Genomic DNA, 25509 nt, shown 5'->3' with positions numbered 1-25509 from the left:
TTTCCCGAAGCTGCATAGACACCAGGAGAGCTTTTCAGGAAGCAGCACTTTGAAGCGCGATGATGTAGACGTATAGCTCGTCTGTTCGCCCTTTGAAAAATAGGTTGAGGTAAAAATTATTTTTACGTGCCGAATACGGGCGCTTATTGAATTGTTATATTTTTTTAATGTTGGAACGTAATGTGCTTTAATTCACTGCGTTGTTACTTTTTAGTGCTTTTTATACTAATGAGTAAAAACAATTTGAGCGCTAATTAGTTGTAGTGCTCTTTATTTAGCAAAATATTTGGTAAAGAACAAAATTAAGAAAAAAGGGTTTTTATGGACATCATACGCATACTACTATCAATTTTACTCCCTCCTTTAGGCGTGTTTTTGCAAGTTGGCATAGGCGCTCACTTCTGGATAAACATATTGCTCACTATTCTTGGATATTTTCCAGGTGTAATTCATGCGGTTTATATTATAGCTAAAAAATAGCAGTGCCATAAGGGATGAACACTTATAAAGCCAGTAACAGAAACTATTTTCTATTACTGGCTTTTTTACTGTATTTTGAATAAAGCGTGTTTAGGGGGGCGGTATTTGCTAGCTAAGACGGTAACGCTAGGTTCATTTCTTTCTTATAACCCGCCGCTAGTTCGGTCTTTTGGTGTTCATTAAGCACTCTTCCAGCTACATGAAAGAACTCTTGTTCTTCATCAGCTAAATGGTGCTCAACTTTTTCCTGAAGCACTTTCAAGTGATGCAGCCATGCAGATGAACTCATATCGGTATCGTCTAACTTTGCGATAAGCTCATCAATTTCGTGATGCTCTGCAATTCCATGCCGTGTTAAATCTATCGTCGCGTCTTTTTCAAGAAGATGAGTATAAAAATGACGTTCCTCAGCAATAGCATGACTCTCAAGCTGTTGTTTAAGTTCTTCGAAATATTCTTGACGGGCAGGGGTGTTACCGCTCGTCTCTGCAAGAATTTTAAGCAGTAGGCGTTGCTTCTCGTGGTCTTGACGTAATGCTTCAAAGATTTTCACAGTTGGTTCCTCATTAATTAAATATTCAATTACTTATATAGTGTAATGCGATAACCATTCCATAATGCTGGGTTTTGTATCCATCTGAATATTAGTACTTTTTATTTATATCAAGTCGGGCGTTTCATGTAGGCGTGCAAAGATGAGCAGTTTTTACACTTTGTACGCCTAATCTTTCAAAAGGCATTTTACGCTGTTGGTTTACACGCCTTGTGCAACAATGGCATCCGCTAATCTTCTAAACGCGGCGATGTTTGCGCCTTTCATGTAGTTAATGTACCCGTCTCGATTAGCTAGCAATTTGGCTTCCTCAAGGCAGCGCTTGTGAATACTTTGCATAATGGACTGTAGCTCTTCATCGAGAATGTGGGCACTACGTTGGCTAAACATCGCATTTTGCGACATTTCTAAACCAGAAAGAGCAACGCCACCTGCGTTGGATGCTTTACCTGGTACATAAGTAATCTTTTTGCTGATGAACGCCTCTTGTGCTTCTATGCTGCAGGGCATATTTGCGCCTTCTAACACCATAGTGCATCCATTTTTCAATAGCTCTTGTGCGTCGGCTTCGTGAAGCTCATTTTGTGTTGCGCAGGGTAGAGCGATATCGCACTTTATATGCCACGGCGTTTTCTTTTCAAACCACACTCCAGCGCCTCTTTTTTCAAGCGTGACTAAGATATTGTCTGATGTCGTGTGCTGCTTGATAGCCCACGTGATGTCAGCTTCGCTAAAGCCTTCTTCACAACATAACAAGCCGCGACTATTCGATAGTGTTACCACAGAAGCGCCTTTTTGTATGGCTTTTTGCGCAGCATGGAGCGCTACATTCCCGGCACCAGAGACAACAACGTGCTTGCCGTTGAGCTCTGTGTCATTTGCCTTGCAAACCGACTCTGTAAAATAAATGAGGCCATAACCCGTTGCCTCGGTTCTGACGTAGCTGCCACCAAACTCAAGGCCTTTTCCTGTGAGAACGCCTTCAAACTTGTTGTTTAAACGGCGATACTCACCATACATGTAGCCAATTTCCCTTGCTCCAACGTTGATGTCGCCCGCAGGAATATCAGTATTAGCACCAATATGACGTTGAAGTTCACGCATAAACGCCTGACAAAAAAGCATAATATCGCGGTCGCTTCTGCCTTTAGGGTTAAAGTCTGAGCCTCCTTTGCCACCGCCCATTGGCAGGCCCGTTAATGCGTTTTTAAAGCATTGCTCGAAAGCCAAAAACTTCAGCACTGAAAGATTCACGGTTGGATGAAACCTTAATCCTCCCTTGTATGGGCCCATTGCGCCATTATGCTGCACGCGCCAGCCTTGATTGACTTCTACGTTTCCTTCTGAGCTTACCCAAGAAACCGTGAAATAGATAACACGTTCTGGTAAACACAGGCGGCGAACGACGTCTGCCTGTTTGTAAGCGCTGTTGGCATTGTAAATTGGAATGATGTCTTCTAGTACTTCATGAACAGCCTGAAGATATTCTTTTTCGTTTTCAAACTTTGTATTTAAAAAACCGTAAATTTCATCAAAGTTACTGACGTCTGACATGTGAGTATTTATTCCTTTTTTTCTATATTGGTAAGCACAGTAAGGCTTCTGGGTGAGGTGGTTATCGATAAGGTGTCTGCCTGATAGATTTCACCATCTACTGCATATGACACTGTGCTATCGAAAGTCAGTATGACTGTTTTAGCTTGCGCGTGACAAATGTTCTCTGAGTGACGCTTGTTTTCGCTGGGGCTCAATATTAATTCTGCCAATGACAACAGCTGCTTATCAGGTGTGGTTTGGGGTATCAGCCACGTCAGGTCAAGCTTTCCATCAGTAATATCTGGTGGCTCATCGCCTTGAGCTAGCGCCGTTGACATAGGGGCAGCATTAGCCGCTACAAAACTGGGCGTCATCAAGGTTTCCTCTTCACCACCATCGATTTGAATTCGAAAATTCATGTTTTGATTGTTACTGATAGCACTCCACAGGCCCTTGAGATAGGCAAATTGACCGCCCTCATTTTTTCTATCTCGATCAGCGGATGAAATCATTTGTTCTTCAAAACCAACGGCAGCAACGAGTAGCATGATGTTGTCATTGCAGCTCGCCGTATCGATAGACAGTGTTTTACCCTCGATAATAATGTTGCAGGCGATATCGATTGGCATTACCTTGCTTATGTACCCGTGAAGCACTTGGCTAAGTGCGTTCGCTGTGCCTAGCGGAATAAAGCCCATAGTAAGCGGTGTATTAACGAGTACTGAGGCAACCTCTGCCAAGGTACCATCTCCACCGCAGGCCACAACAATATCGGCACCTTCGACTTTTGCCTTCTGGGCAAGCACTTTTCCATCCTCATCAGGGGTAGTTTCAGCTACCGTTACATTGAATTTTTCGTTTAGCCGCGCCAATATCTGGCTTTTGTTCTGCGACCATTTGCCACCGCCCGCAACGGGGTTAGCGATAAGAAATAGATTTTGCTGTAGAGAAAGAAGCCCACCTTCTTTTACCTTTTCCAAGGCATATAGCTGTTTCTTGTTAAGCCTTGCAGTTTCACGTATTTGATTAATACTCTGCATGGCCTGGTCAACGGTTAACGATGAATCTTTTGCTAACAAATAAGCGGCAACCACGAGAACAGAACGTCCTCTGCCTAAGGCACAATGCACAACCACATTTCGCCCAGCTGCTATCTGCTGATCAATCCAGTTGATAGCATGAATAAGTTGCTCTGAGGTTGGACTTGTATGATCGAGTACCGGAATGTTGAGGTATTGATAATCTTCGCGCAGCGCGGTGTAATCAAGACCATCAAATTCGGCGGTGACATCAAGTATAGCGGCAATATCATTTTCATTTAATAGGTCAACATGCTGACCAGACATTCGACACGCTAAAAAAAGATTGTCTTTCACCTTCTGCAGAGGCGGCACCGTATCAGTTCTTCGTGCGTATTCGTTATAGAGCCACGAACCAAATAGGAAAGGAACGAAAACCCAACGTATATAAAACGGGATGGAACCATCATCGCGTTTTCTAAAAAGAGAGGGATAGTTAAAAATGTAGGCACTGCTCACCGCCGCTAAAGAAAACGAAGTCCATCCCAGTAACATTTGTAAGACGACAGATTTCGTAAAAAGTAAAAGTGCAAATGCTATCAGTGCACCGGCGATGTAATATTTAACCATCTTCACGACTAAACATATCCTTTGCTATTGCGATTAGTTATCTATACAGCACAATATTAAATTTCGTTTACTTTTCCACGTAATTTAGGGTCCGGATTAACACTTGCCTTGCAGATAGAGAATGAACTTTGTCTGTGTTGGCATCGTAAGTGAGGTTATGTAGTTGTATGTGACGTTACGTGATTAACGAGTGAGCTCAATGAAAAACGATGTTGTTGTTAAAGTTGCCAATTTTGTATGGTTTCAAACTATTTGGTGGCTAGTTATTTTATTTCAGAACCAAGCGGTCCTCGCAGTCGTCGGTCTACTTGTTTTGTGGCTTTGGTTTTCAAAGGAGCGTCAAAACGACATAAAACTGATGGCATCCATGTTTATCATCGGCACCCTCATCGATACAGCACTCACCCTGTCAGGTGTTTTTATTTTCACTGAGACACAAGCCAATATTCCTTTGCTACCAATTCCTATTTGGCTCAGTTTGTTGTGGGCTGGCTTTGCTGGCACGGTGTACCACAGCCTTACTGTGTTTGAGGGAAGGCCGCTTCTAGCGGCATTAGGTGGCGCTATTTTTGCGCCGCTCAGTTACATTGCAGGGGCTAATTTTGACGCTGTTGAACTGGGCTTCTCTATTCCTGTAACGTTTGTAATTATTGGGATAGTCTGGAGCGTTGCTTTTCCATTTTGTTTTTATCTATCAACCGTGTTTGTATCGTCAGACACCAAGAAATAGTCGTTGGTGAAGCGCGGCTATACATCCATCAACTCAAGGAGCGTATTGATTATGACAAAAAATGTTTTGATTACCGGAGGCAATAGGGGCATTGGCTTTGAGATTGTCAAAGGCATGGTTGCTGAAGGCTACAAAGTATTAATGGGCTGTCGAGACGAAGATGCCGGACTAGAAGCGAAAAAAGATATCGTTGGTGGAGACCTCCACGTTATCGAAATGCCTTTGGACAATGAGTCTGCAATAGTAGATGCATTTACGAGAGCAGAAGCGGTATATGGACCTATTGATATCTTAATTAACAATGCTGGGGTGTTAGACGATACCCAGTGGACTGACGTGACCTCCGAGTCATTCGCATCGTCTATGCAAGTCAATGTATTTGCACCGCTCACATTAATACAGCAGACCCTACCGAAAATGATAGAGCGAGGATTTGGCCGGATTATCAACGTCAGTTCTAGCTATGGCAGTTTTCATGAATCTCTAGCCGGCCCCTTATCGTATGCAATATCAAAAGCAGCCGTTAACGCACTAACCGTGAAGATGGCTGCCGTAGTAGACAATGCAAAAAAAGACACAGAGATCGATGTTGCGGTGAATAGCATGACTCCCGGTTGGGTGCACACGAGGATGGGTGGTTCAGATGCACCTAAAACCCCTGAGGAAGGTGCCGATACTGCAATTTGGCTAGCAATGATGGAAGACGATGTGCCTAACGGAAAGTTCTTTAAAGACCGAAAAGAAATTGCTTGGTAAATATTAAAGCTTCACTCAAGTGACAAGGCTGCAACTGCCGCGTGCAGCCTTTCGTGCGGTGCTCCTATGAATTTGTTGCTTCATTAACTGGTTGCCTTAACGCTAAGCGTTTGCCTTAATGATTACAATATCAATTAGATAGCACTATTAATTAATCGAAGCGCCGCTGAAGTAGGGCGTCTCGCTACGGTTATTAGCGGAACCGAATAGTTATTTACAGTGAGAATCGCTCTCTTAAAAAGTGGGCAACACCATCGTCGTGGTGATGGCCGATAATAGATGATGCAGCCTCTTTTATAGGCGCTTTAGCATTACTTGGCGCATAGGCTTCGTCCGCTACCGCAAACATGCTCATGTCGTTATCACTGTCACCAAAACAAATAATGTTTGTCGCTCCCAACTGCTGTTTTAGTATTTCAACAGCGCTTCCCTTGCTGGCGAGTTTGTGATGAACATCCATCCACCTGTATTCATCGCCTTCTATCGCAGGGCCAGAATAGGCAATTAAACCTTCGTTTACATTAAGCTCGTTCCACATACGACGAATAACATTCCCATCTCCTATCATACTAATATTGGTAATGTGCGCCTGTGCAGGCATATGATCTATCGGAAGTAATGTCGCATTTGTTTTACAAAAATATTTATTGATAAGATTTTTTTCAATATCGTGCTGCGGTGTGTGATGAAAAATTACATGGTCGTGACGCTGCGTGTTTACATTTACCGTATTGATAAACGGAGTGATCCCGTTTCGTGTGGCACACTCAATGATGGTGGTGGCTTCGTCATTGTTCAGCAGGTTTTCTAGCGTAAGGGCATTGCCTGTAGGGTCCCAAATTGCGACACCATTGTTATATATATGTGGAAGCACAAAAGGTTGTTGTCCAATCACATGTTGCGCTGAGTGCATTGTCCGTCCTGTTGCCACTGTATATGCAATATCGCGTTCACTGAGAAGCGCAAGAGTTTCTCTGGTGTAATCCGATATTTCGGATGACTTGTTCAGCAACGTTCCGTCTAAATCGAAAAAAATTAAATCCATAGATACTGTCCGGTCAATGTTTCTGGTGGCCAAAGTGTAAAGACCCCATAATACGGGATCTTTACTGAATAGTTTAATAGAACGCTGTGTCTATGTAATTTATTTAATTGATTGCACGACGTTATCGCTTTTTTGCTGCAGAAGGCCTGAAATAGTGTTAGCGCACTGTGATTTGCGTAAATTAATAATTAATGTCGATTTTCCGTTGCGGGCGGCCTCACTGACATTTCGAACCAGTTCGTTACGATCCGGTCGCAGTGCAATAAGGCCTGCGATAAACATTCCAATAAAGAGCCCAGGACTAATTAACGCAATATAGGTAAACAAAGGATTTTGTTGGGTGAGAGCGGGTCCATATTGTGTTAAAAGAAATGCGACAGCCATACCTACGCTAAAGCCCAACGCAGAGAGCACTAAATGCGAAGTCCATAGTGAAGTAGCTATGGATGAGGACTGTTGCTCCAACTTAGCACTTAAATGCGGATCAGACGGTTCAATGAGTTCACTTTAATGCGCAGCAACGCTTGTCTGCGTCTCTACTCGTTTCAGTGCGTCTCTTGCAGCGTCTGAGCTTTCAAAAATGGCAGCAACTTGGAGCTTGTCACTCGATATTATTGCTTCTCGAAAGTGAGTGTAAATAGATTTATTCACCGTGGATTTATTTTGCCTGTTGTCCATCATTTGAACCCTCATAATTATGTGTTCTATCAACCGCATCTAGTCGAACCCATTTCTGACTGATAAGAGTTAACAGTTCATCCTTATCTTAAGTAATCACAGAAGTTATCTCATTAGTTGAAAGATTAACCGCCTGTCGAATGTGAACGCTATGTGATTGATATTAATCTACCTATTGATTCATAGAGATAGAGTTAGACACTAACGCATACAAGATTTATTCCGTTGATAAGTTTTATTGTATGACGTAATGCGTAGCGACTCTTGCTGCGGAAACTGAATCAATCACGTAGATGTATCTCGTTGAATTTATGGCACTAAAAATAAGGGTTACATTATATTTATATTATAAAAATAGTGCGCAAGACTACCAGTCTGCTTCGCAGAGAAGCGGATTTCAGACTAATCATTGGCTTGAAGGTGTGTCGGTTTTTCACACTATTTGCAAAAATAACACGATAAAAAAACACGATAAAAAATAACACGATAAAAAATAACACGGTGAAAAATGACAAAGGAATTGGCTGAAATGAAAAATAGCAGTTTAAAAAAGCCAGTACACGACCAAGTTTTATTGTTTCACTCGAAGGTAAAAAACACGTAAAAAGTGAGCAGTCAGTCGATTTTTTTCAATTTAATTTACATCACCGCCAACAGTCAAAAATCTATTCCATGTCCTGTAAAAGTCTGAAAGTAGCGTCTTTTAAATGCTATTTGTAGTGAGCGGATGTTTTGTTTAATTTGTGACCCAAATGTTTCGTTATCTGTGTAACTGATTAAATTTTGTCTAATATCCTTACTGCTAATATTTTTTCATGTTAAATGGGTTTCAATTAAGTTTATGAATATAAAGGGTTAAATATCGTAACCTTAACTTATCTGCTAATGATATACGCTTAGCCTAAAAAAGCACGCTACTAGTGTTGAATGTAATTTGTGTATAATTTGTTCTTGAAATATTTTTTAAAATCTATATATTGTTAGAGCTCTAACGATTATTGTCAGTGCGAGTCACTACAGTGCTGAGAAATGTGGTGATGTAAAAGTGAATGAATAATCAAGTTAAAAATAACTGAGTAATTGTTAGAGCCCCGAGGCTGAAGAGGACTTTGCATACAACATGTTATCCAAAAGTTACATATTGCAGGCTGCAGTGTCACTAACATCGCCACTGTGTGGAATGTTTGCATATTTTCCCACGAAGAGTAACGGTTCACAGTTGTCGTCAGGTCAGTTAATAAACACAGCAAAGAGAGCGGTTAATGCAGCTTTCCTGGAACTGTTAGCACCTTCAGGTAATGTCTCTCACACGAACGTTACTACTTCGTGATTGAGAACCAGCGTTGCGAAGCTGAAAGCGCCGTATTGCCTGTTTTGCGACGTTTTTACTAAGTTAAGATCATTATCTTTCATCGAATCATGGCAGGTAAACAACGTCAATCGGGTTTGCTGCGGTAAAAGTGACTTTCGAAAAAATGGTCTAAAATTGGCATAGTTAAGTTATAAATAATGTGGAGCAGGCAATTGTGTATTGCTCCTAGGTTGGATTTTGTTAAGCAAGTTGACATTTGGTAGCAACCATCTGTGAAAGACCTGCTTTTAGGAAGACGACCAAGAATTTGCGAATCAACAATCTAAAGGTTAGATATTTATTATGAGTCATCCAAATTGGAATCGCGTTGTGATTAAAGTGGGAAGTGCACTGATTGCACCCAATCAACAGGGGTGCAGTAGCCATTACTTACTTAGCATTGCGCAATTCATCGTGCGCTGTAGATCCAACGGTACCCAAGTAGTTTTAGTTTCATCTGGGTCAGTGGCTGCAGGTTCGCACATGTTTGCCGATCAGGAAAAGACTAACATATCAGTTAAGAAAGCCATGGCTGCAGCAGGCCAAACAGAGATGATCGCTACTTGGGATAGATTATTCGACTTCCCGTCTGCCCAAATGCTGCTAACGCATGCTGACCTGCGAGACAGAGAGCGATACGTCAGCATCAGAGAAACCATTTTTAGTCTTCTTGATAACAACATTCTACCAATCGTAAACGAAAACGATACGGTAACGACTGATAAACTTAAAGTGGGCGATAACGACAATCTTTCTGCAATGGTAGCCGCAGCAGCAGACGCTGACGCTCTCATCATATGTTCTGATATCGACGGGTTGTACGATAAGAATCCACATGAACATGACGATGCGAAATTGCTAAAGTCAGTAGATACGATTGATGAAAGTATTTATGCCATGGCCGGCGGCGCCGTGAAAGGCGGAGTAGGTACAGGTGGCATGCGGACGAAGATTGAGGCTGCAGAGAAGGCAGTGTCGCACGGCATCGACACTTTTATAATCAACGGTTTTACAGAGTTGTCGTTTAACATGCTATTAGCCGGTGAAAATCCTGGTACGCACTTTAGGCCTTTTAAGAAGCCAATGAAGGAAAATGAACATTGGATGCGTCACACGTCAAACGCGCAGGGTGAGGTTATTATTGAAGGTAACTTTGATGGCACGTTGATCACTGACAGCAACCAACTTACCAGCAGTGAGATTATCGGTGTAAAAGGGGAGTTTGCCGTCGGCGATACTATACTGGTTCGCAAGGAAGATGGAACAAAATTGGTTAAAGCCAAATCTAATTACAGTAGCTGTTTATTGAATTTTATTGCTAATCAGGATAGTGATGAATTTGCTCACGAATTTGAAGAAAAGACGGGGCCAATTATTTCTGATCAGCACGTAGCAAATCTGGAGAAAGAATGAGTATTATTAAAGAGTTAGCACAACAAGCAAAAAAAGCTGCACGTACACTGGCAATACTAGATGAAAGTCAGAAAAACGCGGTGTTAACTGATATGGCTGCAGCAATAAGAGCAAATAAAGAGAAAATTATTGCTGTTAATAAAAAAGAGGTTGCGAGAGCAAAAGAAAACAAGCTCGACGCCGCTATGATAGACCGCCTTATCCTCGACGACGAGCGCATCGAATCAATGGCTGAGGGAATTGAAGTTATTGTTGAACTTGAGGATCCAGTGGGTAAAGAGCGTGCTTTCGGAACCCGCCCTAACGGGATTGAGATTAAGAAAATGCGAATCCCTCTTGGCGTCGTATGCATGATTTATGAAGCACGTCCAAACGTGACGGCAGATGCCGGGGCATTGTGTTTCAAATCGGGTAATGCAGTTATTTTGCGTGGCGGTAAAGAAGCCTTAGATACAAGCCTAGTCATTGCCGAACTGATGCAGGAGACGCTAGAAAAACACAACTTGCCAAAAGCGCTTGTGACGGTTGTACCGAATCCAGACCGTGCGCTGATGCAAGAGTTAATGGAGCAAAGAGATTACATTGACGTAATCATTCCACGCGGCGGCGAAGGCCTTATTAACTATGTCACTGAAAATTCAAAAGTGCCAGTTATCCAGCACTTCAAAGGCGTATGCCACCTTTACGTGGACAGTGATGCTGATCTAGACAATGCACTTGAAATTTTACTTAACGGTAAAACACAGCGAACGGGTGTATGTAATGCACTGGAAGGATTGGTTGTGCACCAAGCGGTTGCAGGGGACTTTTTGCCCCGCGTGGCCGAGGCTTTCAAAGAGCACAACGTCAAAGTGCATGTCGACAGCAAAGGCGCCTCGTATTTTGAGGGGGCTGACGTCATTGACGAAACCGGTTACGGTGAAGAGTATTTAGGTCTCGAAATCGCTATCCGGGTGGTAGATGATTTTGATGGTGCTATCGACCACATTGCGCAATTTGGTAGTAATCATACTGAAGTTATTTGCACGAGAGACAAAATAAAAGCGAAACTGTTCCAGCGAGCCGTTGATGCTAGTGTGGTAATGGTAAACGCGTCATCGCGTTTCTCTGACGGTAGTCAGCTGGGATTAGGCGCTGAGATTGGTATTGCGACAACTAAACTACATGCATACGGACCAATGGGTCTTGAATCGCTGACGTCAGAAAAGTATTTAGTGAACGGCGAGGGGCAAATTCGAGCTTAAAACCAACGTTTTATGTTGTTTTTACGACATCCTGACTGGTCGGCATTGTGCCTGCTAGTTGCGTGCTTCATAATGCCTAGCGCTGACATTCGTCAGCGCTTTTTTTTACGTAATTTTTAAATAAGTCTCGGAGTACATAAGTGGAGATATTAATAGAGCCAGAACAGCTATGGCAGCAAGTTATTGCTTATGCGAACGAATTCAAATTAGTGGCCTCTATTATATTGCTTGTGTTGCTCCATTATGTGAAAAAAGGGCTGTTACGCCTAATCAAGCATATCAGTAAACGTCATGGAGAAGACCGACGAAACCAAATTAACATCCTCGAACAGTTAGGCAATGCACTGATCATAATACTGCTGATGGTGGTATGGTCATCAGAAATACAAACACTTGCCATATCCATAGCAGCATTCATGGTTGCCATTGTATTGGCTACCAGAGAGTTTATTCAGTGCTTTATGGGGTTTATCTACTACCTTGGCGCTAAACCTTTTCGGGTGGGAGACTGGATTCAAATGAATAATGTCATTGGTGAAGTTGTTGAAATGGACTGGGCAAAAACTGCATTGCTAGAAGTTGACCCAGAAACGTTCAACTTTACGGGTAAGCACGTTTACGTGCCAAATAGCCAACTAGTAACCCAAACTGTGCGAAACCTCAACTTTATGCGTCGTTACAGGCTACATTCTTTTGAAATAGTCAATGAACCAACCGTTAACGCCTACAGTTTACTTCCTGCATTTCATGCGAGAGCGCAAGCTCACTGTGAATATTTTCGTGATGTTGCAGAGAGGTACAAAGGGTTAATCGAGCGTCACCTCGAACAGGAATTTATTCGTATAGATCCTGAAGTCGAAATTAAAACTAATGAACTTGCAAAAGTTGTGGTTAAAGTCAGTCTGTTTTGCCCTACCGTTGAGGCCCATGAATTAGAACACAAGATGTGTTCAGACTGGCTAAGTCTGTGGTTTAGAGCAATGAAAGAGGACACTCTACTAGGTAATACGCCAGAACAAACCGGTATTGGTGTGCCGCAACACCTTGGTGCTGCAACACAGTCTTCTGCAGGCGGTGGTTTCTAGCTGCACTTCCATTGCCGATAACGAGTAAAGTGAGCTTCCAAAAACGCCATTTGGTCAGCAAGAATTTTTCTGTTCATCAGGTAAAAGCGCTCATATACATTTGGCCTGAAAGGAACAGCAAGTAATGGCATGCTTGCTTCTTCCGGTGTTTTTGCGCCCTTTGCGTGATTGCACCGCTGACAGGCAGAGGCAACGTTGGTCCAGCTATTTTTTCCGCCTCGGGAGCGTGGAACGATATGGTCGCGCGTAAGTTGTTTTGGCGCAAACTGTCCACCGCAATAAAGGCACATACAATTATCTCTTCGAAAAAGGTACTTATTGGTTAACGCAATTTTTCCACTCATATCAGTAATCTTTCCATCGCAAGCGATAATACTCGACAACGCAAGTTCGCTTTGAATCCCAGCGTTATTCCAGCCGCCCTTCAGCGTGATGGCATCAGTGCCAAGTTCAAATAACACCTTATTTTGACAATATAGTTTGGCGGCCTGTTCTATGTCTATCCACTCTTGTGGCATTCCAGCCTTATTCAGTCTAAGCACGAGCATAAATTCCCCTAACGCACAGTTGTTATATACAGATATTTTATGAGGTTCTTATTTTTGTCTGTTTTCTGACCACTATCTTACTCAATTTTCTAACCGCTTTTCATTGCATTGTGATGAAAATATAGTCATGTCATCAATTTTAATACAGTCATAAACCCGGTGCGGGGAATAGGGTGCATAAATACATCATAATTTCAGAGTTAGCGTGCATTTGACGATGGCAAAATTATGCGTTCATCGCTATACTATGGGCCGCAATTAAAAGCGATAAATAAAGATTGAAATTAAAGGACAAATAGTGACTCCTATTACTAAATCATTTCAGTATGGTCAGCATACTGTAACTCTAGAAACGGGCGTAATCGCTCGTCAGGCAACAGCAGCCGTGCTTGCGAGTATGGACGATACGTCTGTATTGGTATCGGTAGTTGGCAAGAAAGAAGCAAATGCGGGCCAAGACTTCTTCCCTTTGACAGTTAACTACCAAGAGAAAGCGTATGCTGCAGGTAAAATCCCTGGTGGATTCTTCAAACGAGAAGGCCGTCCATCTGAAGGTGAAACGTTAATTGCACGTCTTATTGACCGTCCAATTCGTCCACTTTTCCCTGAAGGCTTCAAAAACGAAGTTCAAATCATCATTACGGTAATGTCTGCTAACCCAGATATTCCAACTGATATCATCTCTCTTATTGGTACATCAGCAGCGCTAGCGATTTCTGGTATGCCTTTCAACGGCCCAATTGGAGCCGCACGAGTAGGTTACAGCAACGGTGAATACATTCTTAACACCCGCGCAGAAGAGCAAGAATCAAGTGAGCTTGATTTAGTTGTTGCTGGTACAGAAGCAGCCGTACTAATGGTTGAATCTGAAGCTGCGGTGCTTTCAGAAGACACTATGCTTGGTGCCGTTATGTTCGGTCACGAGCAAATGCAAGCTGTTGTAACAGCGGTTAACGAATTCGCTGCAGAAGTCGGCACTGAAAAGTGGGATTGGAAGCCGGAAGAAGAAAACACGTCGCTTAAAGATAAAGTGAAAGCACTTGCTGAAGCAGAAATGACGGCGGCTTACCAAATTTCTGATAAGCTAGAGCGTAAAAACGCTGTGGTTGCTGCAACAGACAAAGCGCTAGCGGCGATTGTTGCTGAAGACGCAGAACAAGATCAAAAAGAAGTGCTTGAGCTTCTTCACGACCTTGAATCTGACGTAGTACGTTCACGTATTCTTTCAGGTGCACCTCGGATAGACGGTCGTGACCCTAAGATGATCCGTGCTATCGACGTAGCCACGGGCATTCTTCCACGTACTCACGGTTCTTCGTTGTTTACACGTGGTGAAACACAGGCAATCGTAGCTGCAACACTAGGTACAGAACGTGACGCACAGATGATTGACGAGCTTCAAGGCAAGCGCGACAGTCGTTTCATGCTTCACTACAACTTCCCTCCATACTGTGTAGGCGAGACGGGGTTTGTTGGGTCTCCAAAGCGTCGTGAGATTGGCCACGGCCGTCTAGCGAAACGTGGTATCCAAGCGGTTATGCCAAGTGAAGAAGAATTCCCGTACGTAGTACGTGTCGTATCTGAAATCACTGAGTCTAACGGTTCATCATCTATGGCATCAGTGTGCGGTACGTCACTTGCGCTTATGGATGCTGGTGTTCCTATTAAGGCATCAGTTGCAGGTATTGCAATGGGTCTAGTGAAGAGCGACGAAAACTTTGTTGTACTTTCAGACATCCTTGGTGATGAAGATCATCTTGGCGACATGGACTTTAAAGTTGCGGGTACTACTGACGGTATTACTGCACTTCAAATGGACATAAAGATTGAAGGTATTACTAAAGAAATCATGCAGATTGCGCTTAAGCAAGCGAAAGAAGCCCGTTTGCATATCTTAAAAGTGATGGATGAAGCCATTGGCGGTCACCGTGAAGAGCTGAGTGAATTTGCTCCGCGCATTTACACCATGAAAGTTGACCAAGACAAGATTCGTGATGTAATTGGTAAAGGCGGCGCAATGATTCGTCAAATTACTGAAGAATCTGATACCAATATCGAAATTGAAGATGACGGTACTATCAAGATCTTTGCAACAGAGCGTGCGAAAGCAGAAATCGCTATTGCTAAGATTGAGCAAGTGACAGCAGAAATTGAAGTGGGTAAAACCTATAACGGTAAAATTACCCGCATCGTTGACTTCGGCGCTTTCGTTGAGGTACTTCCAGGTAAAGAAGGCCTTGTTCACATTTCACAAATCGCTCATGAGCGAGTGAACAAAGTAACTGATTACCTTAAAGAAGGCGAAATGGTTGACGTTAAGGTTATGGAAATTGATCGCCAAAACCGTGTACGTTTAAGCATTAAAGAACTTCTAGAAAGACCTGCTCCAAAGTCTGACGACGCAGAGTAAGTATGTTTAAATGCGGTAAATATCGCAGTTAAACAACGACGTTGAAAAAAATGTTATAAAAAGGGAGCTTGGCTCCCTTTTTTGTTTTTTGAAAATGAGTTTTACCGCTAAGGATTAAAAATGGATAAACAAACGCAAACTGAAATAGAGGCCGCAGTTTTTCGTCGCTTAGTAGAGCACCTTGATGCCAACAAAGATGTGCAAAATATCGACCTAATGATTCTGGCTGACTTCTGCCGTAATTGTTTAGCAAAGTGGTACACAGCTGCTGCAAACGATAAGGGCGTTGAAATAGATTATGACGCGGCACGTGAAGTGGTTTACAAGATGCCTTATTCTCAGTGGAAAAAAAATCACCAGCTGCCGGCTTCTGATGAACAATTAGAAAAGTTAGCAAATAGGCAAAATAAATAAACGTTTCTTTTCCATTAAGTATCTCCATACCATTGAGGCGGCAGTGCAACGAGTCTGTTGTCTCATAAATTAAACTAAAACCTACAAATCACGTAATTCTTGTATTACTAACTTTGCTGTACAGATTTTTGCTGTCGATGTGGGGAAAATTCTTCCAATAAGCTTGAAAATCGTATGTCACTGCGCAATTTCGACATAGCTGGAGAAGCTTAATGCAAGAAACCTTGAAAAAATCTGAACCATCGCTGACGGAAGGCTCCATATTTGCCCATATGTTACGGCTGGCTGTCCCTGCCTCGACGGGTATGATCTTCAACACCTTGTATAACCTTACCGATACCTGGTTTGCTGGTTATTTATCAGATGATGCTCTTGCCGGCCTATCTATTGCCTCTAGTGTTTTCTTTTTACTCTTATCTATCGGTATTGGTATCCAAACCGGTGCGTCTGCAATGATTGCGCCCGGGGCCGGACGGGGAGAGACTCATGAAGTTAAAGGGTGGCTCGATAACGTAAGCGGTATTGCCATTGCCTTCAGCGCACTTTCATGTATTTTGGGTTACTTTGCGGCGCGACCTTTGGTGGTGTTGCTTGGTGCTGAGCCTCATATTGAACCATTGGCGATGGAGTATTTATGGGTAACGTTAGCGGGCACCGTAGGCTTCACCTTATCGTTTGGCGCAGCTGGTGCGTTAATGGCACTGGGAGATACAAAATCTAATCGCAATGCCCTCATGATTGGTTTTGTTGCGAATTTTGGCCTTAATCCGCTATTTACCTTCGGCCTTGATTTAGGGGTAAGCGGTATAGCACTGGCTACCGTAGTGATAAAGTGTGCTACTGCCTTTTACCTGCTTCGCGTGCTTGTGAAGCGTCTAAACATATCGGTCATGCCCACCTTCGATAAAAAGCGTTGGCATGAGCTACTAAAACAAATATTACCCGCTAGTTTTAATATGCTCACAATCATTTTAGGTGGATTTATCACTGTTGCGCTTATTGGCCAATTTGGCAGCGAACACGTGGCAGGTTACACCGTTGGGCTTCGTCTTGAGCAAGTACTTTTACTGCCAGCATTAGGGCTAAACAGCGCAGTAATGGCCATTGCGGGACAGAACATGGGCGTGGGTTATTACGACCGAGTTGGCCAGACTTACCGCAAAGGACTATTAATCGGCTTTTTTATGGCCGTTGTGTCTATTCCGGTGATGTATTTTTTATCACCAATGGCAATGGGTTTTTTTACTGACGACAGTGCCATTAAAAATACGGGCGTAACGTACCTTCGAATTGATACGTTAGCGTTTTATGCTTATGTTATTCTGTTTCAGAGTGTGGCTATTTTACAGGCTATGCAAAAGCCAATGTTTCCGATGTATCTTGGGATTGCCCGACAGCTTATTGTGCCGGCTTCGATAAATTATGTGCTTATTGTGATGTGGGGCTACCCCATGGTATCCATGTTCTACACCATAGTGACTGTGGTCATATTAAGCGCCATCATAGCGTTCTTCTATACCACCCGAGAGATTAATCGAGTAAAGGCCGACAGCTCCCCAAAGAGCTCCTAAAAAGGCTCGTAAAAAAGCTTCTGCAGTAAGGATAATCACGCATCAAACCCCCTACGTTGAGAATAATAAAGTGAAGGGGTGTACCAATTTGTCTCGAGCCACAAAAGCGGCTACTGCTTGACGTTGCATCGTGCTTTAACGTTTTGTAACGATTAATCTTTATTAGTCCTTTGCGTTACCGCTGTTGAAAGGCTACCTTATTTTAGATGGTGGGCACTATCTGTATTTTTGCCGCCCCAAGAAAGGTTTAACACCTCGAAGTCATAACTAGAATTTACGACCAAAACTGACGTCAAAAGCTGGCGTCAGAGACTGATGTGTTGACCTACTAACTAACCTACGAATAAATTACGAATAAAGTCATAAACGTGTTGCAAACATAAAAATAAGGATAATATTTTATGAGTGTGTTTAAACATTTTTCCAGGCAAATTTCTAAAAAATGTCTGAGTATTGTCGCTATTACCCTGGTAGGAATATCCCCCGTGGTAGCTAACGACGATATTGATATAAGCTATGAAAAGTTTACTATTGATAATGGTCTTACCGTAATCGTTCACGAAGATCGCAAAGCTCCCGTGGTCGCAGTGGCGGTTTGGTATAAAGTGGGCTCGAAGGACGAGCCAGAGGGTAAATCTGGGTTTGCCCACCTTTTTGAACACCTCATGTTCAACGGTACCGAAAACTACGATGACGAGTGGTTTGGCCCTCTTCAAGAAGCTGGCGCTACTGGGTTAAATGGAACAACAAACTTTGATCGCACCAACTATTTTCAAACGGTTCCCACGCCAGCGTTAGACCGAATTCTGTGGATGGAATCAGACCGTATGGGGCACTTACTAGGCGCAGTCACGCAAGAAAAACTTGATGAACAGCGCGGTGTAGTGCAAAACGAAAAGCGCCAAAGAGAAGACCAGCCATACGGGGCGTTTTTAGGTCATGCTGTTAAAGCCCTGTTTCCCAATGAACATCCTTACTCACACGATGTTATTGGTTCGATGGATGACTTAAACTCAGCGTCTTTAGACGACGTGAAATCGTGGTTTAATAGATATTACGGTCCGAATAACGCCATTCTCGTGCTAAGCGGTGATATTAACGCTGAAGAAGCAAAACCCATGGTGAACAAATACTTTGGTGATATCGAGCCTGGTCCGTCACTTTCTAAATGGCAATCTTGGATCCCAAGCCGCTCTGCAAATACACGGGAAATTATTCAGGATAAAGTGCCGCAAACGCGTATTTCTCGCTTGTGGGTGTCTCCAGAAAACAAAAGCGCAAAAGCTACAGACTTGTTGATCGCCGCCAGTGTATTGGGCGATGGTAAAAACTCTCGCATGTACAAAGAGTTGGTTTATAACCAACAGATTGCTACTGATGCGTCAGTATTTAACTACGAACTGCAAATCGCCTCCATCTTTGGTCTAAGTGTTGATGTGGCTGCAGGCGAAGATGTAGAAAAAGTAGAGCGCGAGATGGATAAAATTATCCAAGAATTCTTGCGCAAGGGACCAACAAAAGAAGAGGTTAAGCTGGTTTCAACAAAGCGTCGAGCCTCGATTATCCGAGGGCTTGAAGAAGTTGGCGGTTTTGGTGGCAAAGCTGACAGGTTGGCAACGGGTGAATTCATTGCAGGGGACCCTACTTATTTCAAAACTGAGCTAAAAGAGCTGGCTAACGCAACACCCAAGAAAGTTAAAGCGGCGGCTAATGAATGGTTAGGCGATGGTTGGCACCAGATTACCTTTGTGCCATTTAAAGAGCATGCTGCTAGTGGCGATGGCGTCGACCGCAGTTCTGGGCTTCCTGATATTGCTGCTGAAACACAACTCACATTTCCAGAAGTGACCAAAACCACATTATCTAATGGTATCAATGTAGTTTTCGCAAAACGTTCTACGGTTCCGCTTGTTAACGTTGCTGTTCAGTTCGACGCAGGTTATGCCGCTGATGCGGGCGGTAAACTCGGTTTAGCAAGCTTTGCAACGGGTATGCTTGATGAAGGCGCAGGTCGCTACGACGCCCTTGAATTAGCTGCTGAGCTTGAGCAACTAGGCACAAGCCTGAATAGCGGCTCAAATTTAGATACGACAACAGTGCGTATGTCGATGCTCAAAGAGAATATGGAGGAGTCACTTGCCTTGTTTGGCGATATTCTCAAAGACCCAACGTTTGACAAAGAAGAAATAGAGCGTCAACGCACATTGATATTAAGTAATATTGCACAGCAGATGACACGCCCAATAAGTATTGCGCTTACGCTGTTGCCACCATTGATTTACGGTGATGATCATGCCTATGGCATACCTTTCACAGGTTTAGGTACGGCGCCTGATGTGACTTCAATTACGCGCAGCGATTTAATCGACTTTAAAAATACCTGGTTACGCCCAGACAATGCGACCATTTTTGTTGTCGGTGATACAACCCTTGGCGATATTAAACCAATGTTAGAAAAAGAGTTTGGTAAATGGAAAGTGTCTGGTGAAAAAGGGACTAAGCAGATTGCAGAAGCACAGCTGCCTGAAAAAGGCCGAGCCATCATTATTGATCGTCCCGGGTCACAGCAGTCACTTATTCTTGCCGCACACCTTGCACCGCCAACGGGTGTTGAAAATAACATCGCGATTAACGCAATGAACGAAACGCTCGGCGGCGCATTTACCGCACGGGTAAACATGAATCTTCGCGAAGATAAAGGGTGGGCATACGGTGCTTACACATTCTTGCAAGAAGCTCGTGGACAACGGCCTTACATGGTTTATGCACCAGTGCAAACCGACAAGACTGGCGCGTCGCTAGAAGAACTTAAAAAAGAGCTTAACGGCTATCTTGGTGACAACCCGCCTACTGAAATGGAATTGAACAGAGCCCGACTCGATCAGGTACGTTCGTTACCCGGACAGTATGAGACAGCAGATGCTGTACTAGGTAGCTTATTGTCAAGCAGTCGGTTTAATCGCGAATTTAACTATCCAGAAAGCTTGGTAGAAAAATACAATGGCTTAACACTTGATGACTTAAATAGCGCAGCTAAACAAGTTGTGCAACCTGGTAAGCTTACATGGTTAATTATTGGTGATGCTGAGAAAATTAAGGCGGAAGTAGAAGCCGCTGATATTGGACCTGTAACGGTTCAGGATATGAGCAGCCTTTAAACAAATTCCCATCGTAGAAGCCGAGGCAACTATTGCTTCGGCTTTTTTTTGTAGCTTGGTTACCTTGTTTGTGGGCACCTATTTTGAAAAGAGGACATGCCAAATGAAGACAATTGAGGTGCATTTGGTCAATGCGTTTACTGCTTTTGATAGAGGCGGAAACCCTGCGGGGGTAGTGTTAAATGCAGATAGCTTGTCTGATGAAGAAAAACTGAAGGTTGCTCAGGCGGTTGGCTATTCTGAAACTGCCTTTGTATCTAAAGACGAATATGCTGACGTAGCGCTGTCATTTTTTACCGTCACTGGTGAAGTTGATTTTTGCGGCCATGCCACTCTCGCCGCATTTTCACTGATGTTTAAAAAAGGAATATTACCAGCAGGGGACTATACACAACGCACAAAAGCGGGAATGCTGGGCGTGAGCATCACGGGTGAAGGTAATGTGGTTATGGGGCAGAAGTCGCCAGAGTTTATCCAACGCATTACCTATGAAGAGGTATCCGAACTCTTTGGAATTGCACCTGATATTTTGGCATCTACGCATCTCCCCATTGAAGTCGTTTCTACTGGGTTACCGGATATTATTGTGGCGGTGCCACCAGGGTATTTAAGTAAAATTGACCTAAACGCAGATAAAACCACTGAGTTTTGCCAACAGCATAATGCAGTTGGCATTCACGCCTTCGAGCTTTGTGAACCCCCGTCTAACCTCACCGCGAGTTGTCGAAACTTCGCCCCTTTGCTAGGGATCGCAGAAGAATCGGCCACAGGAAGTGCCAGTGGTGCCTTGGCCTGCTATTTAGCTAAGCATTGCGCTGGAGAGATTGGAATTAAAGAGATTGGTTCTAAAGCGAGTAGCAGTGAAAATTGCAGCAAACACCAGCGTACGCACACTATGACGAATTCAACTTTCAACTTCGTCTTTGAGCAGGGGCGAGCAATGGGATGTGTTTCACGTATTTTAGCTACTGTTGCCATTAAAGACAGCGAAAACACTCAATGGGAAGTATCGGTGGCAGGCTTAGCCAGCCTTATTGGCAATAAAGCTATAGAGCTCAGATCCCCGAGTATCTAAAACTCACTTGCTCTTGTTTCGCTGAACGTAATAGCCTGGGGGGATGCCGAAAGCAAAGCGTGTTCAGATACTCAATGTGCCAAAGTCATATCGTAGAGGCGTATGTATTAGACGCCTTAGTCTTGGGCCAGTTTTACCCGTATTTTATTGCTTGCCAATGTAGTGTGATGAAGACTTTTCAGGGCACTGTTAGCCTCGTCAGCATCAGCCATTTCAACAAAGGCAAAACCTTTTGATTGGCCGGTCTCTTTGTCTAGTACAAGGCTGCAGTCATTTACCGTGCCGTGGGCTGAAAAAAGAGTAAGAATTTCTTGTTCTGTGGTCGTTCTCGCAAGATTGCGAACTAGAAGTTTCATAGGATCGTCGCTTTAAAAAATGAACATTTATTGTCTCAGGTATAAACAAGCAAACCAAGCAAAGAATACATTTATTCAATCAGGTCAAAGGCGCCTTGATCTGTGTTTGGTAATAGCGTTTAGCAATGAACGTCAGGTCTGAGTTTTTAAATGTAGAACTCAACTTTCAATACGTAATAAAAGGAAAAGAATAATGATTACGCACAAACGATTTATACCGCTGGTATTGATGGTACTAGTGAGCGGGGGGCTCTATAAAAATGCCTATGGCCAAACCAACAGCGACGAAAAGCTGCTATCTGAAAAGTCCTATGCAATACAACCCAATGCCGTGAATGCCATACCTTCTTCTGAGGAGGTAGAAGGATACATTGAGTATTTCAATTCGCCATCGCCCTGGCTTGAAATACGTAAAAAGCGCATTAGCACGCTATTGCCCGGCGCAATGGCTGCAGCAAACTTGAACCACTGGTTAATTATATGCCGTGAGAATAACAATGATCCCTTAGCCAATCATGTAGGTTGTGAAAATGCAGGCGGCACAGCGGTGGTTCTTTTTAGTAAAGATAGTGAATCCGACGAAGTGACTTCACGGATATTTTCACCAATGAGTGAGTCAACGGCGCTAAAAGAATTAGGTACATTTGACTTTGTAATCGACGTAGATAAATCACAAAGTGCGATAGAGGCGGCATCATCGTATCTCACTGCGCAGAATACGAAAGGCCAAATTGGGATCAATAGTTTTACCGTTAACCCACTTGCTGATGGACTAAGCCATTCACAATATATCGCTCTTAACGACGCTTTTACAGGCACTGATGTATCACTTATAAGCGCTGAAGATGCTATCTATTATTGGCTTGCGAGAAAGTTACCGGAAGAAGTAGAGATAATGGCGAAAGCCGCTGCTATCACCTCAAGGTGGGAGTATGAAGCCTATCAAGCCGTCATTCCAGGAAAGACCACCGACCTAGATATTGCTCAATTCTTAAAGCGTAAGATGTCAGACGCGGGAGTTGGCGATGGTTGGGCCCCTAGTCAAAACCCATCGGTTAATTCCGGTCCAGATAGAGGGCATTCACACCCTACTAATCGGGTTATTCAGCGAGGGGATGTAATACAAATAGATTTCGGTATACGCGTTTTTAAGCAGTGGGTCACTGACATTCAACGTTTTGCCTATGTGTTGCAAGAGGGTGAAGCACAACCACCGGAGCAACTCCAGCATGCCTGGGCAAGTGCAATTCATGGTCGCAATGCAGCATTTAACGCCATGACCCCTGGTTCCACGGGTAATACCGTTCACAAAGCGCAGCAAAAAGTAATGCAGCAATCAGGCTCACTACCAGTGATGTGGAGCACGGGTCACCCAGTGGGTTATGTGGCGCACGATGTCGGGCCCAATTTGGGAGTGAGGCCCGCATCCGATAAACTATTGGACAGACACATGACCTTTGCTTTTGATGGTTTTTTTAGTTGGTATTATTCAGAACATAATGACGATTCATCAACCGTTTTACATGAAAGAAAAAATCAAACAACCAAGACTATTTCAGTAGAAGATATGGTGGTTATAGAAGAGGATGGTGCTAGATTTCTAACACCACCGCAAACTTCTCTTATTTTAATCAATTAGGTGTATCTAGAGCGCGTGTTATCCATCAGATAGCACGCTATTGTTCTGGCAGGGTATATATTACTTACAAGTAGGTATCGGGATGAATCTTGTTAATCTTCCAGTCACCGTCTTCTTTAATCAGGTCTAAGCTGCGCAATTTTTCAATTTTATCATCGCCATACATGCCGCTTAGAAAGACGGTAATGGTAGATTTTTCCGCAAATTCAGTTCTGCCTAAACTGCCAGACGTTTGAGGTGTTACGATTACAGTGTCGTATTTTAAATTGAGAAGATGCCGCTGAACGTTTCTATTGGTGTGGTAGCGTTTAAGTATACGAGTCATCTTTTCACTAGATAGTGAAATAGCTCTATCAAGACTATCATCCTCATACACGCTGTTTAAAAAGGCGACGGCCGTGTATTCAGGTGTACTTTCATCAAGCATGCCGTAGCGTCCAATTCCCTTTTCCTTCTCACCACATGCACTTAGCACTAGCAAAGCGGTTAGCCAGAACACGATATACAGCTTATTAGCGTTCATTCTTTCAGCCTCCTGGGCATTTAATTTTAAGGGCATTAATTTCAAGGCTATGCACACACTATCTAGCGCGTAAATTAGTCTGTCCAACATCTCTGACTGCAAGAATACCAAAAATGTGGCGGCTAAACGAAATGCAAAACAAAAAAAGCGAGAAACTTTTTCAAGTTTCTCGCTTTTGTTTTCAATAAAAGTGCGTGCTCTGCCTTTTTCATTAAAGCATGCTTTCCACTAAAGCGTGTTTTCTATTAAAACAGGTTAGTCCTAGCGACACCCTGCGTGGTTAGCCCGCAGTAGGTTTGTCTTTTATTGCACTTCTTCTTGCTCATCGAAGGCACCGGCAAACATTGGGCTACTTAAATAACGTTCTGTTGCACTAGCGAGAAGAACCACAACAATCTTGTCTTTGTTTTCTGGGCGTTCTGCAAAACGCTTGGCTGCTACAACCGCTGCACCAGAAGAAATACCCGCTAATATGCCTTCATCGGTCATTAGCTTGCGTGCCATTTCCATACATTCTTCGTTTGAGACTTGCTCAACTTCGTCGATAAGATCTAGGTCAAGGTTGCCTGGGATGAATCCTGCACCAATACCCTGAATTTTATGTGGGCCTGGGGTTAACTCTTCACCCGCAAGTGCTTGGGTGATAACAGGAGAGTCAGTTGGCTCAACCGCAACAGAGGTAATGGCTTTACCTTTGGTTTTTTTAAGGTAACGACTTACACCGGTAATGGTGCCGCCTGTACCTACGCCAGCGACGAAAGCATCGACTTTACCATCGGTGTCTTCCCAAATTTCAGGCCCCGTGGTTTTTTCATGGATAGCTGGGTTTGCTGGATTGTCGAACTGCTGCAATAACACGTACTTGTCAGGATCTGAGTTAACAATTTCTTGTGCAGCGGCAACAGCGCCTTTCATGCCTTTTGGCGCTTCAGTAAGCACTAAGTTTGCGCCTAATGCTTTAAGTAGCTTACGTCTCTCTAAACTCATGCTGCTTGGCATGGTGAGTGTTATCTTATAGCCTCGTGAAGCCGCAACAAACGCTAGAGCAATACCTGTATTGCCGCTCGTGGGCTCTACGATCTCTTTACCTTTGGTCAGCACGCCGCGCTCTTCTGCATCCCATACCATGTTTGCACCAATACGGCACTTAACACTGAAGCTTGGGTTGCGAGACTCTATTTTTGCGTACACGTTACCAGAGGTAACGCGATTTAATTTCACTAATGGCGTACGGCCAATCGCAAGAGAATTGTCGTCAAATACGTTCATTTCTAATCCTTAACTCGTTCCTGATT

The 25509-nt window shown here is 43.4% G+C and carries 22 protein-coding genes; 12 read left to right on the top strand and 10 right to left on the bottom strand.

From position 1 onward, the window contains the following. The first annotated feature begins 321 nt into the window (after nt 1–321). Nucleotides 322–480, top strand: a complete 159-nt coding sequence (locus ACOJR9_RS10525) for a YqaE/Pmp3 family membrane protein (protein ID WP_014949371.1) — start codon at nt 322–324, stop codon at nt 478–480. A gap of 112 nt (nt 481–592) precedes the next feature. On the opposite strand, the gene ACOJR9_RS10520 is transcribed toward ACOJR9_RS10525, so the two are convergent. The 3 genes from ACOJR9_RS10520 to ACOJR9_RS10510 form a co-directional block, all read right to left on the bottom strand. Beyond that, nucleotides 593–1033, bottom strand: a complete 441-nt coding sequence (locus ACOJR9_RS10520) for a hemerythrin domain-containing protein (RefSeq protein WP_420932949.1) — start codon at nt 1031–1033, stop codon at nt 593–595. Nucleotides 1034–1234: 201 nt separating this feature from the next. After that, the gene (gene gdhA, locus ACOJR9_RS10515; protein ID WP_420932948.1) at nt 1235–2587 is read right to left on the bottom strand and encodes an NADP-specific glutamate dehydrogenase; all 1353 of its coding nucleotides are present in this window, start codon (nt 2585–2587) and stop codon (nt 1235–1237) included. An 8-nt stretch (nt 2588–2595) separates the two neighbouring features. Continuing rightward, nucleotides 2596–4224, bottom strand: coding sequence for a diacylglycerol kinase family protein (locus ACOJR9_RS10510; protein ID WP_420932947.1), 1629 nt, complete (start codon nt 4222–4224; stop codon nt 2596–2598). 193 nt (nt 4225–4417) lie between these two features. Here ACOJR9_RS10510 and ACOJR9_RS10505 point away from each other — a divergent pair, with 193 nt between their 5' ends. Together ACOJR9_RS10505 and ACOJR9_RS10500 are read left to right on the top strand one after the other, a co-directional pair. Further along, nucleotides 4418–4948: a DUF2878 domain-containing protein gene (locus tag ACOJR9_RS10505; protein ID WP_420932946.1), complete on the top strand. Its 531-nt coding sequence runs from the start codon at nt 4418–4420 to the stop codon at nt 4946–4948. Between the two features lie 51 nt (nt 4949–4999). Further along, complete coding sequence (locus ACOJR9_RS10500; protein ID WP_420932945.1) at nt 5000–5704, top strand: SDR family NAD(P)-dependent oxidoreductase; 705 nt, start codon at nt 5000–5002, stop codon at nt 5702–5704. 214 nt (nt 5705–5918) lie between these two features. Here ACOJR9_RS10500 and ACOJR9_RS10495 read toward each other — a convergent pair whose 3' ends face one another. The 3 genes from ACOJR9_RS10495 to ACOJR9_RS10485 all read right to left on the bottom strand — a co-directional run bounded on the left by ACOJR9_RS10495 (nt 5919) and on the right by ACOJR9_RS10485 (nt 7430). Further along, complete coding sequence (locus tag ACOJR9_RS10495; protein ID WP_420932944.1) at nt 5919–6749, bottom strand: HAD family hydrolase; 831 nt, start codon at nt 6747–6749, stop codon at nt 5919–5921. Nucleotides 6750–6848: 99 nt separating this feature from the next. Beyond that, nucleotides 6849–7133: a hypothetical protein gene (locus ACOJR9_RS10490; RefSeq protein ID WP_420932943.1), complete on the bottom strand. Its 285-nt coding sequence runs from the start codon at nt 7131–7133 to the stop codon at nt 6849–6851. A 123-nt stretch (nt 7134–7256) separates the two neighbouring features. Next, nucleotides 7257–7430: a hypothetical protein gene (locus tag ACOJR9_RS10485; RefSeq protein WP_420932942.1), complete on the bottom strand. Its 174-nt coding sequence runs from the start codon at nt 7428–7430 to the stop codon at nt 7257–7259. Nucleotides 7431–9081: 1651 nt separating this feature from the next. Here ACOJR9_RS10485 and proB point away from each other — a divergent pair. From proB to ACOJR9_RS10470, 3 genes are all read left to right on the top strand, one after another. Next, nucleotides 9082–10191 carry a glutamate 5-kinase gene (proB, locus tag ACOJR9_RS10480; RefSeq protein ID WP_420932941.1) on the top strand — a complete coding sequence of 370 codons (1110 nt, stop codon included), beginning with the start codon at nt 9082–9084 and terminating at the stop codon, nt 10189–10191. Continuing rightward, nucleotides 10188–11435 carry a glutamate-5-semialdehyde dehydrogenase gene (locus ACOJR9_RS10475; RefSeq protein ID WP_420932940.1) on the top strand — a complete coding sequence of 416 codons (1248 nt, stop codon included), beginning with the start codon at nt 10188–10190 and terminating at the stop codon, nt 11433–11435. The genes proB and ACOJR9_RS10475 overlap by 4 nt, the downstream gene beginning before the upstream one ends. Before the next feature lie 140 nt (nt 11436–11575). Beyond that, the gene (locus ACOJR9_RS10470; RefSeq protein WP_420932939.1) at nt 11576–12520 is read left to right on the top strand and encodes a mechanosensitive ion channel family protein; all 945 of its coding nucleotides are present in this window, start codon (nt 11576–11578) and stop codon (nt 12518–12520) included. On the opposite strand, the gene ACOJR9_RS10465 is transcribed toward ACOJR9_RS10470, so the two are convergent. After that, on the bottom strand, nt 12517–13068 hold the full coding sequence (locus ACOJR9_RS10465) for an HNH endonuclease (protein ID WP_420932938.1): 552 nt from the start codon (nt 13066–13068) through the stop codon (nt 12517–12519). The genes ACOJR9_RS10470 and ACOJR9_RS10465 overlap by 4 nt on opposite strands. Nucleotides 13069–13366: 298 nt before the next feature. On the opposite strand from ACOJR9_RS10465, the gene pnp reads away from it, so the two are divergent. The 5 genes from pnp to ACOJR9_RS10440 all read left to right on the top strand — a co-directional run bounded on the left by pnp (nt 13367) and on the right by ACOJR9_RS10440 (nt 21696). Further along, complete coding sequence (gene pnp, locus ACOJR9_RS10460; RefSeq protein ID WP_420932937.1) at nt 13367–15478, top strand: polyribonucleotide nucleotidyltransferase; 2112 nt, start codon at nt 13367–13369, stop codon at nt 15476–15478. 120 nt (nt 15479–15598) lie between these two features. Next, on the top strand, nt 15599–15892 hold the full coding sequence (locus ACOJR9_RS10455) for a DUF1244 domain-containing protein (RefSeq protein WP_420932936.1): 294 nt from the start codon (nt 15599–15601) through the stop codon (nt 15890–15892). A 212-nt stretch (nt 15893–16104) separates the two neighbouring features. Further along, the gene (locus tag ACOJR9_RS10450; RefSeq protein ID WP_420932935.1) at nt 16105–17463 is read left to right on the top strand and encodes an MATE family efflux transporter; all 1359 of its coding nucleotides are present in this window, start codon (nt 16105–16107) and stop codon (nt 17461–17463) included. Nucleotides 17464–17864: 401 nt separating this feature from the next. Then, entirely contained in the window at nt 17865–20621 is a 2757-nt protein-coding gene (locus tag ACOJR9_RS10445; protein ID WP_420932934.1) for a M16 family metallopeptidase, read from the top strand. Between the two features lie 103 nt (nt 20622–20724). Then, nucleotides 20725–21696, top strand: coding sequence for a PhzF family phenazine biosynthesis protein (locus tag ACOJR9_RS10440; RefSeq protein ID WP_420932933.1), 972 nt, complete (start codon nt 20725–20727; stop codon nt 21694–21696). A 116-nt stretch (nt 21697–21812) separates the two neighbouring features. Here ACOJR9_RS10440 and ACOJR9_RS10435 read toward each other — a convergent pair whose 3' ends face one another. Further along, nucleotides 21813–22052 (bottom strand): RNA recognition motif domain-containing protein, encoded by a 240-nt coding sequence (locus ACOJR9_RS10435; RefSeq protein WP_420932932.1) that lies wholly within the window; start codon nt 22050–22052, stop codon nt 21813–21815. Nucleotides 22053–22245: 193 nt separating this feature from the next. Here ACOJR9_RS10435 and ACOJR9_RS10430 point away from each other — a divergent pair, with 193 nt between their 5' ends. After that, entirely contained in the window at nt 22246–23691 is a 1446-nt protein-coding gene (locus ACOJR9_RS10430) for a M24 family metallopeptidase (protein WP_420932931.1), read from the top strand. 64 nt (nt 23692–23755) lie between these two features. Here the strand turns inward: ACOJR9_RS10430 and ACOJR9_RS10425 are convergent, their stop codons facing one another. Together ACOJR9_RS10425 and cysK are read right to left on the bottom strand one after the other, a co-directional pair. Beyond that, a complete protein-coding gene (locus tag ACOJR9_RS10425) occupies nt 23756–24214 on the bottom strand; it encodes a hypothetical protein (RefSeq protein ID WP_420932930.1) in 459 nt (152 codons plus the stop codon). A 303-nt stretch (nt 24215–24517) separates the two neighbouring features. Continuing rightward, nucleotides 24518–25483 carry a cysteine synthase A gene (cysK, locus tag ACOJR9_RS10420; RefSeq protein ID WP_420932929.1) on the bottom strand — a complete coding sequence of 322 codons (966 nt, stop codon included), beginning with the start codon at nt 25481–25483 and terminating at the stop codon, nt 24518–24520. Nucleotides 25484–25509: the final 26 nt, after the last annotated feature.

Source organism: Alteromonas ulvae, from assembly GCF_048987005.1.
In the GTDB taxonomy this organism is placed as follows: domain Bacteria; phylum Pseudomonadota; class Gammaproteobacteria; order Enterobacterales; family Alteromonadaceae; genus Alteromonas.
The sequence above is the reverse complement of the archived record's forward strand: the minus strand, read 5'-3'. Positions and strand labels throughout refer to the sequence as shown.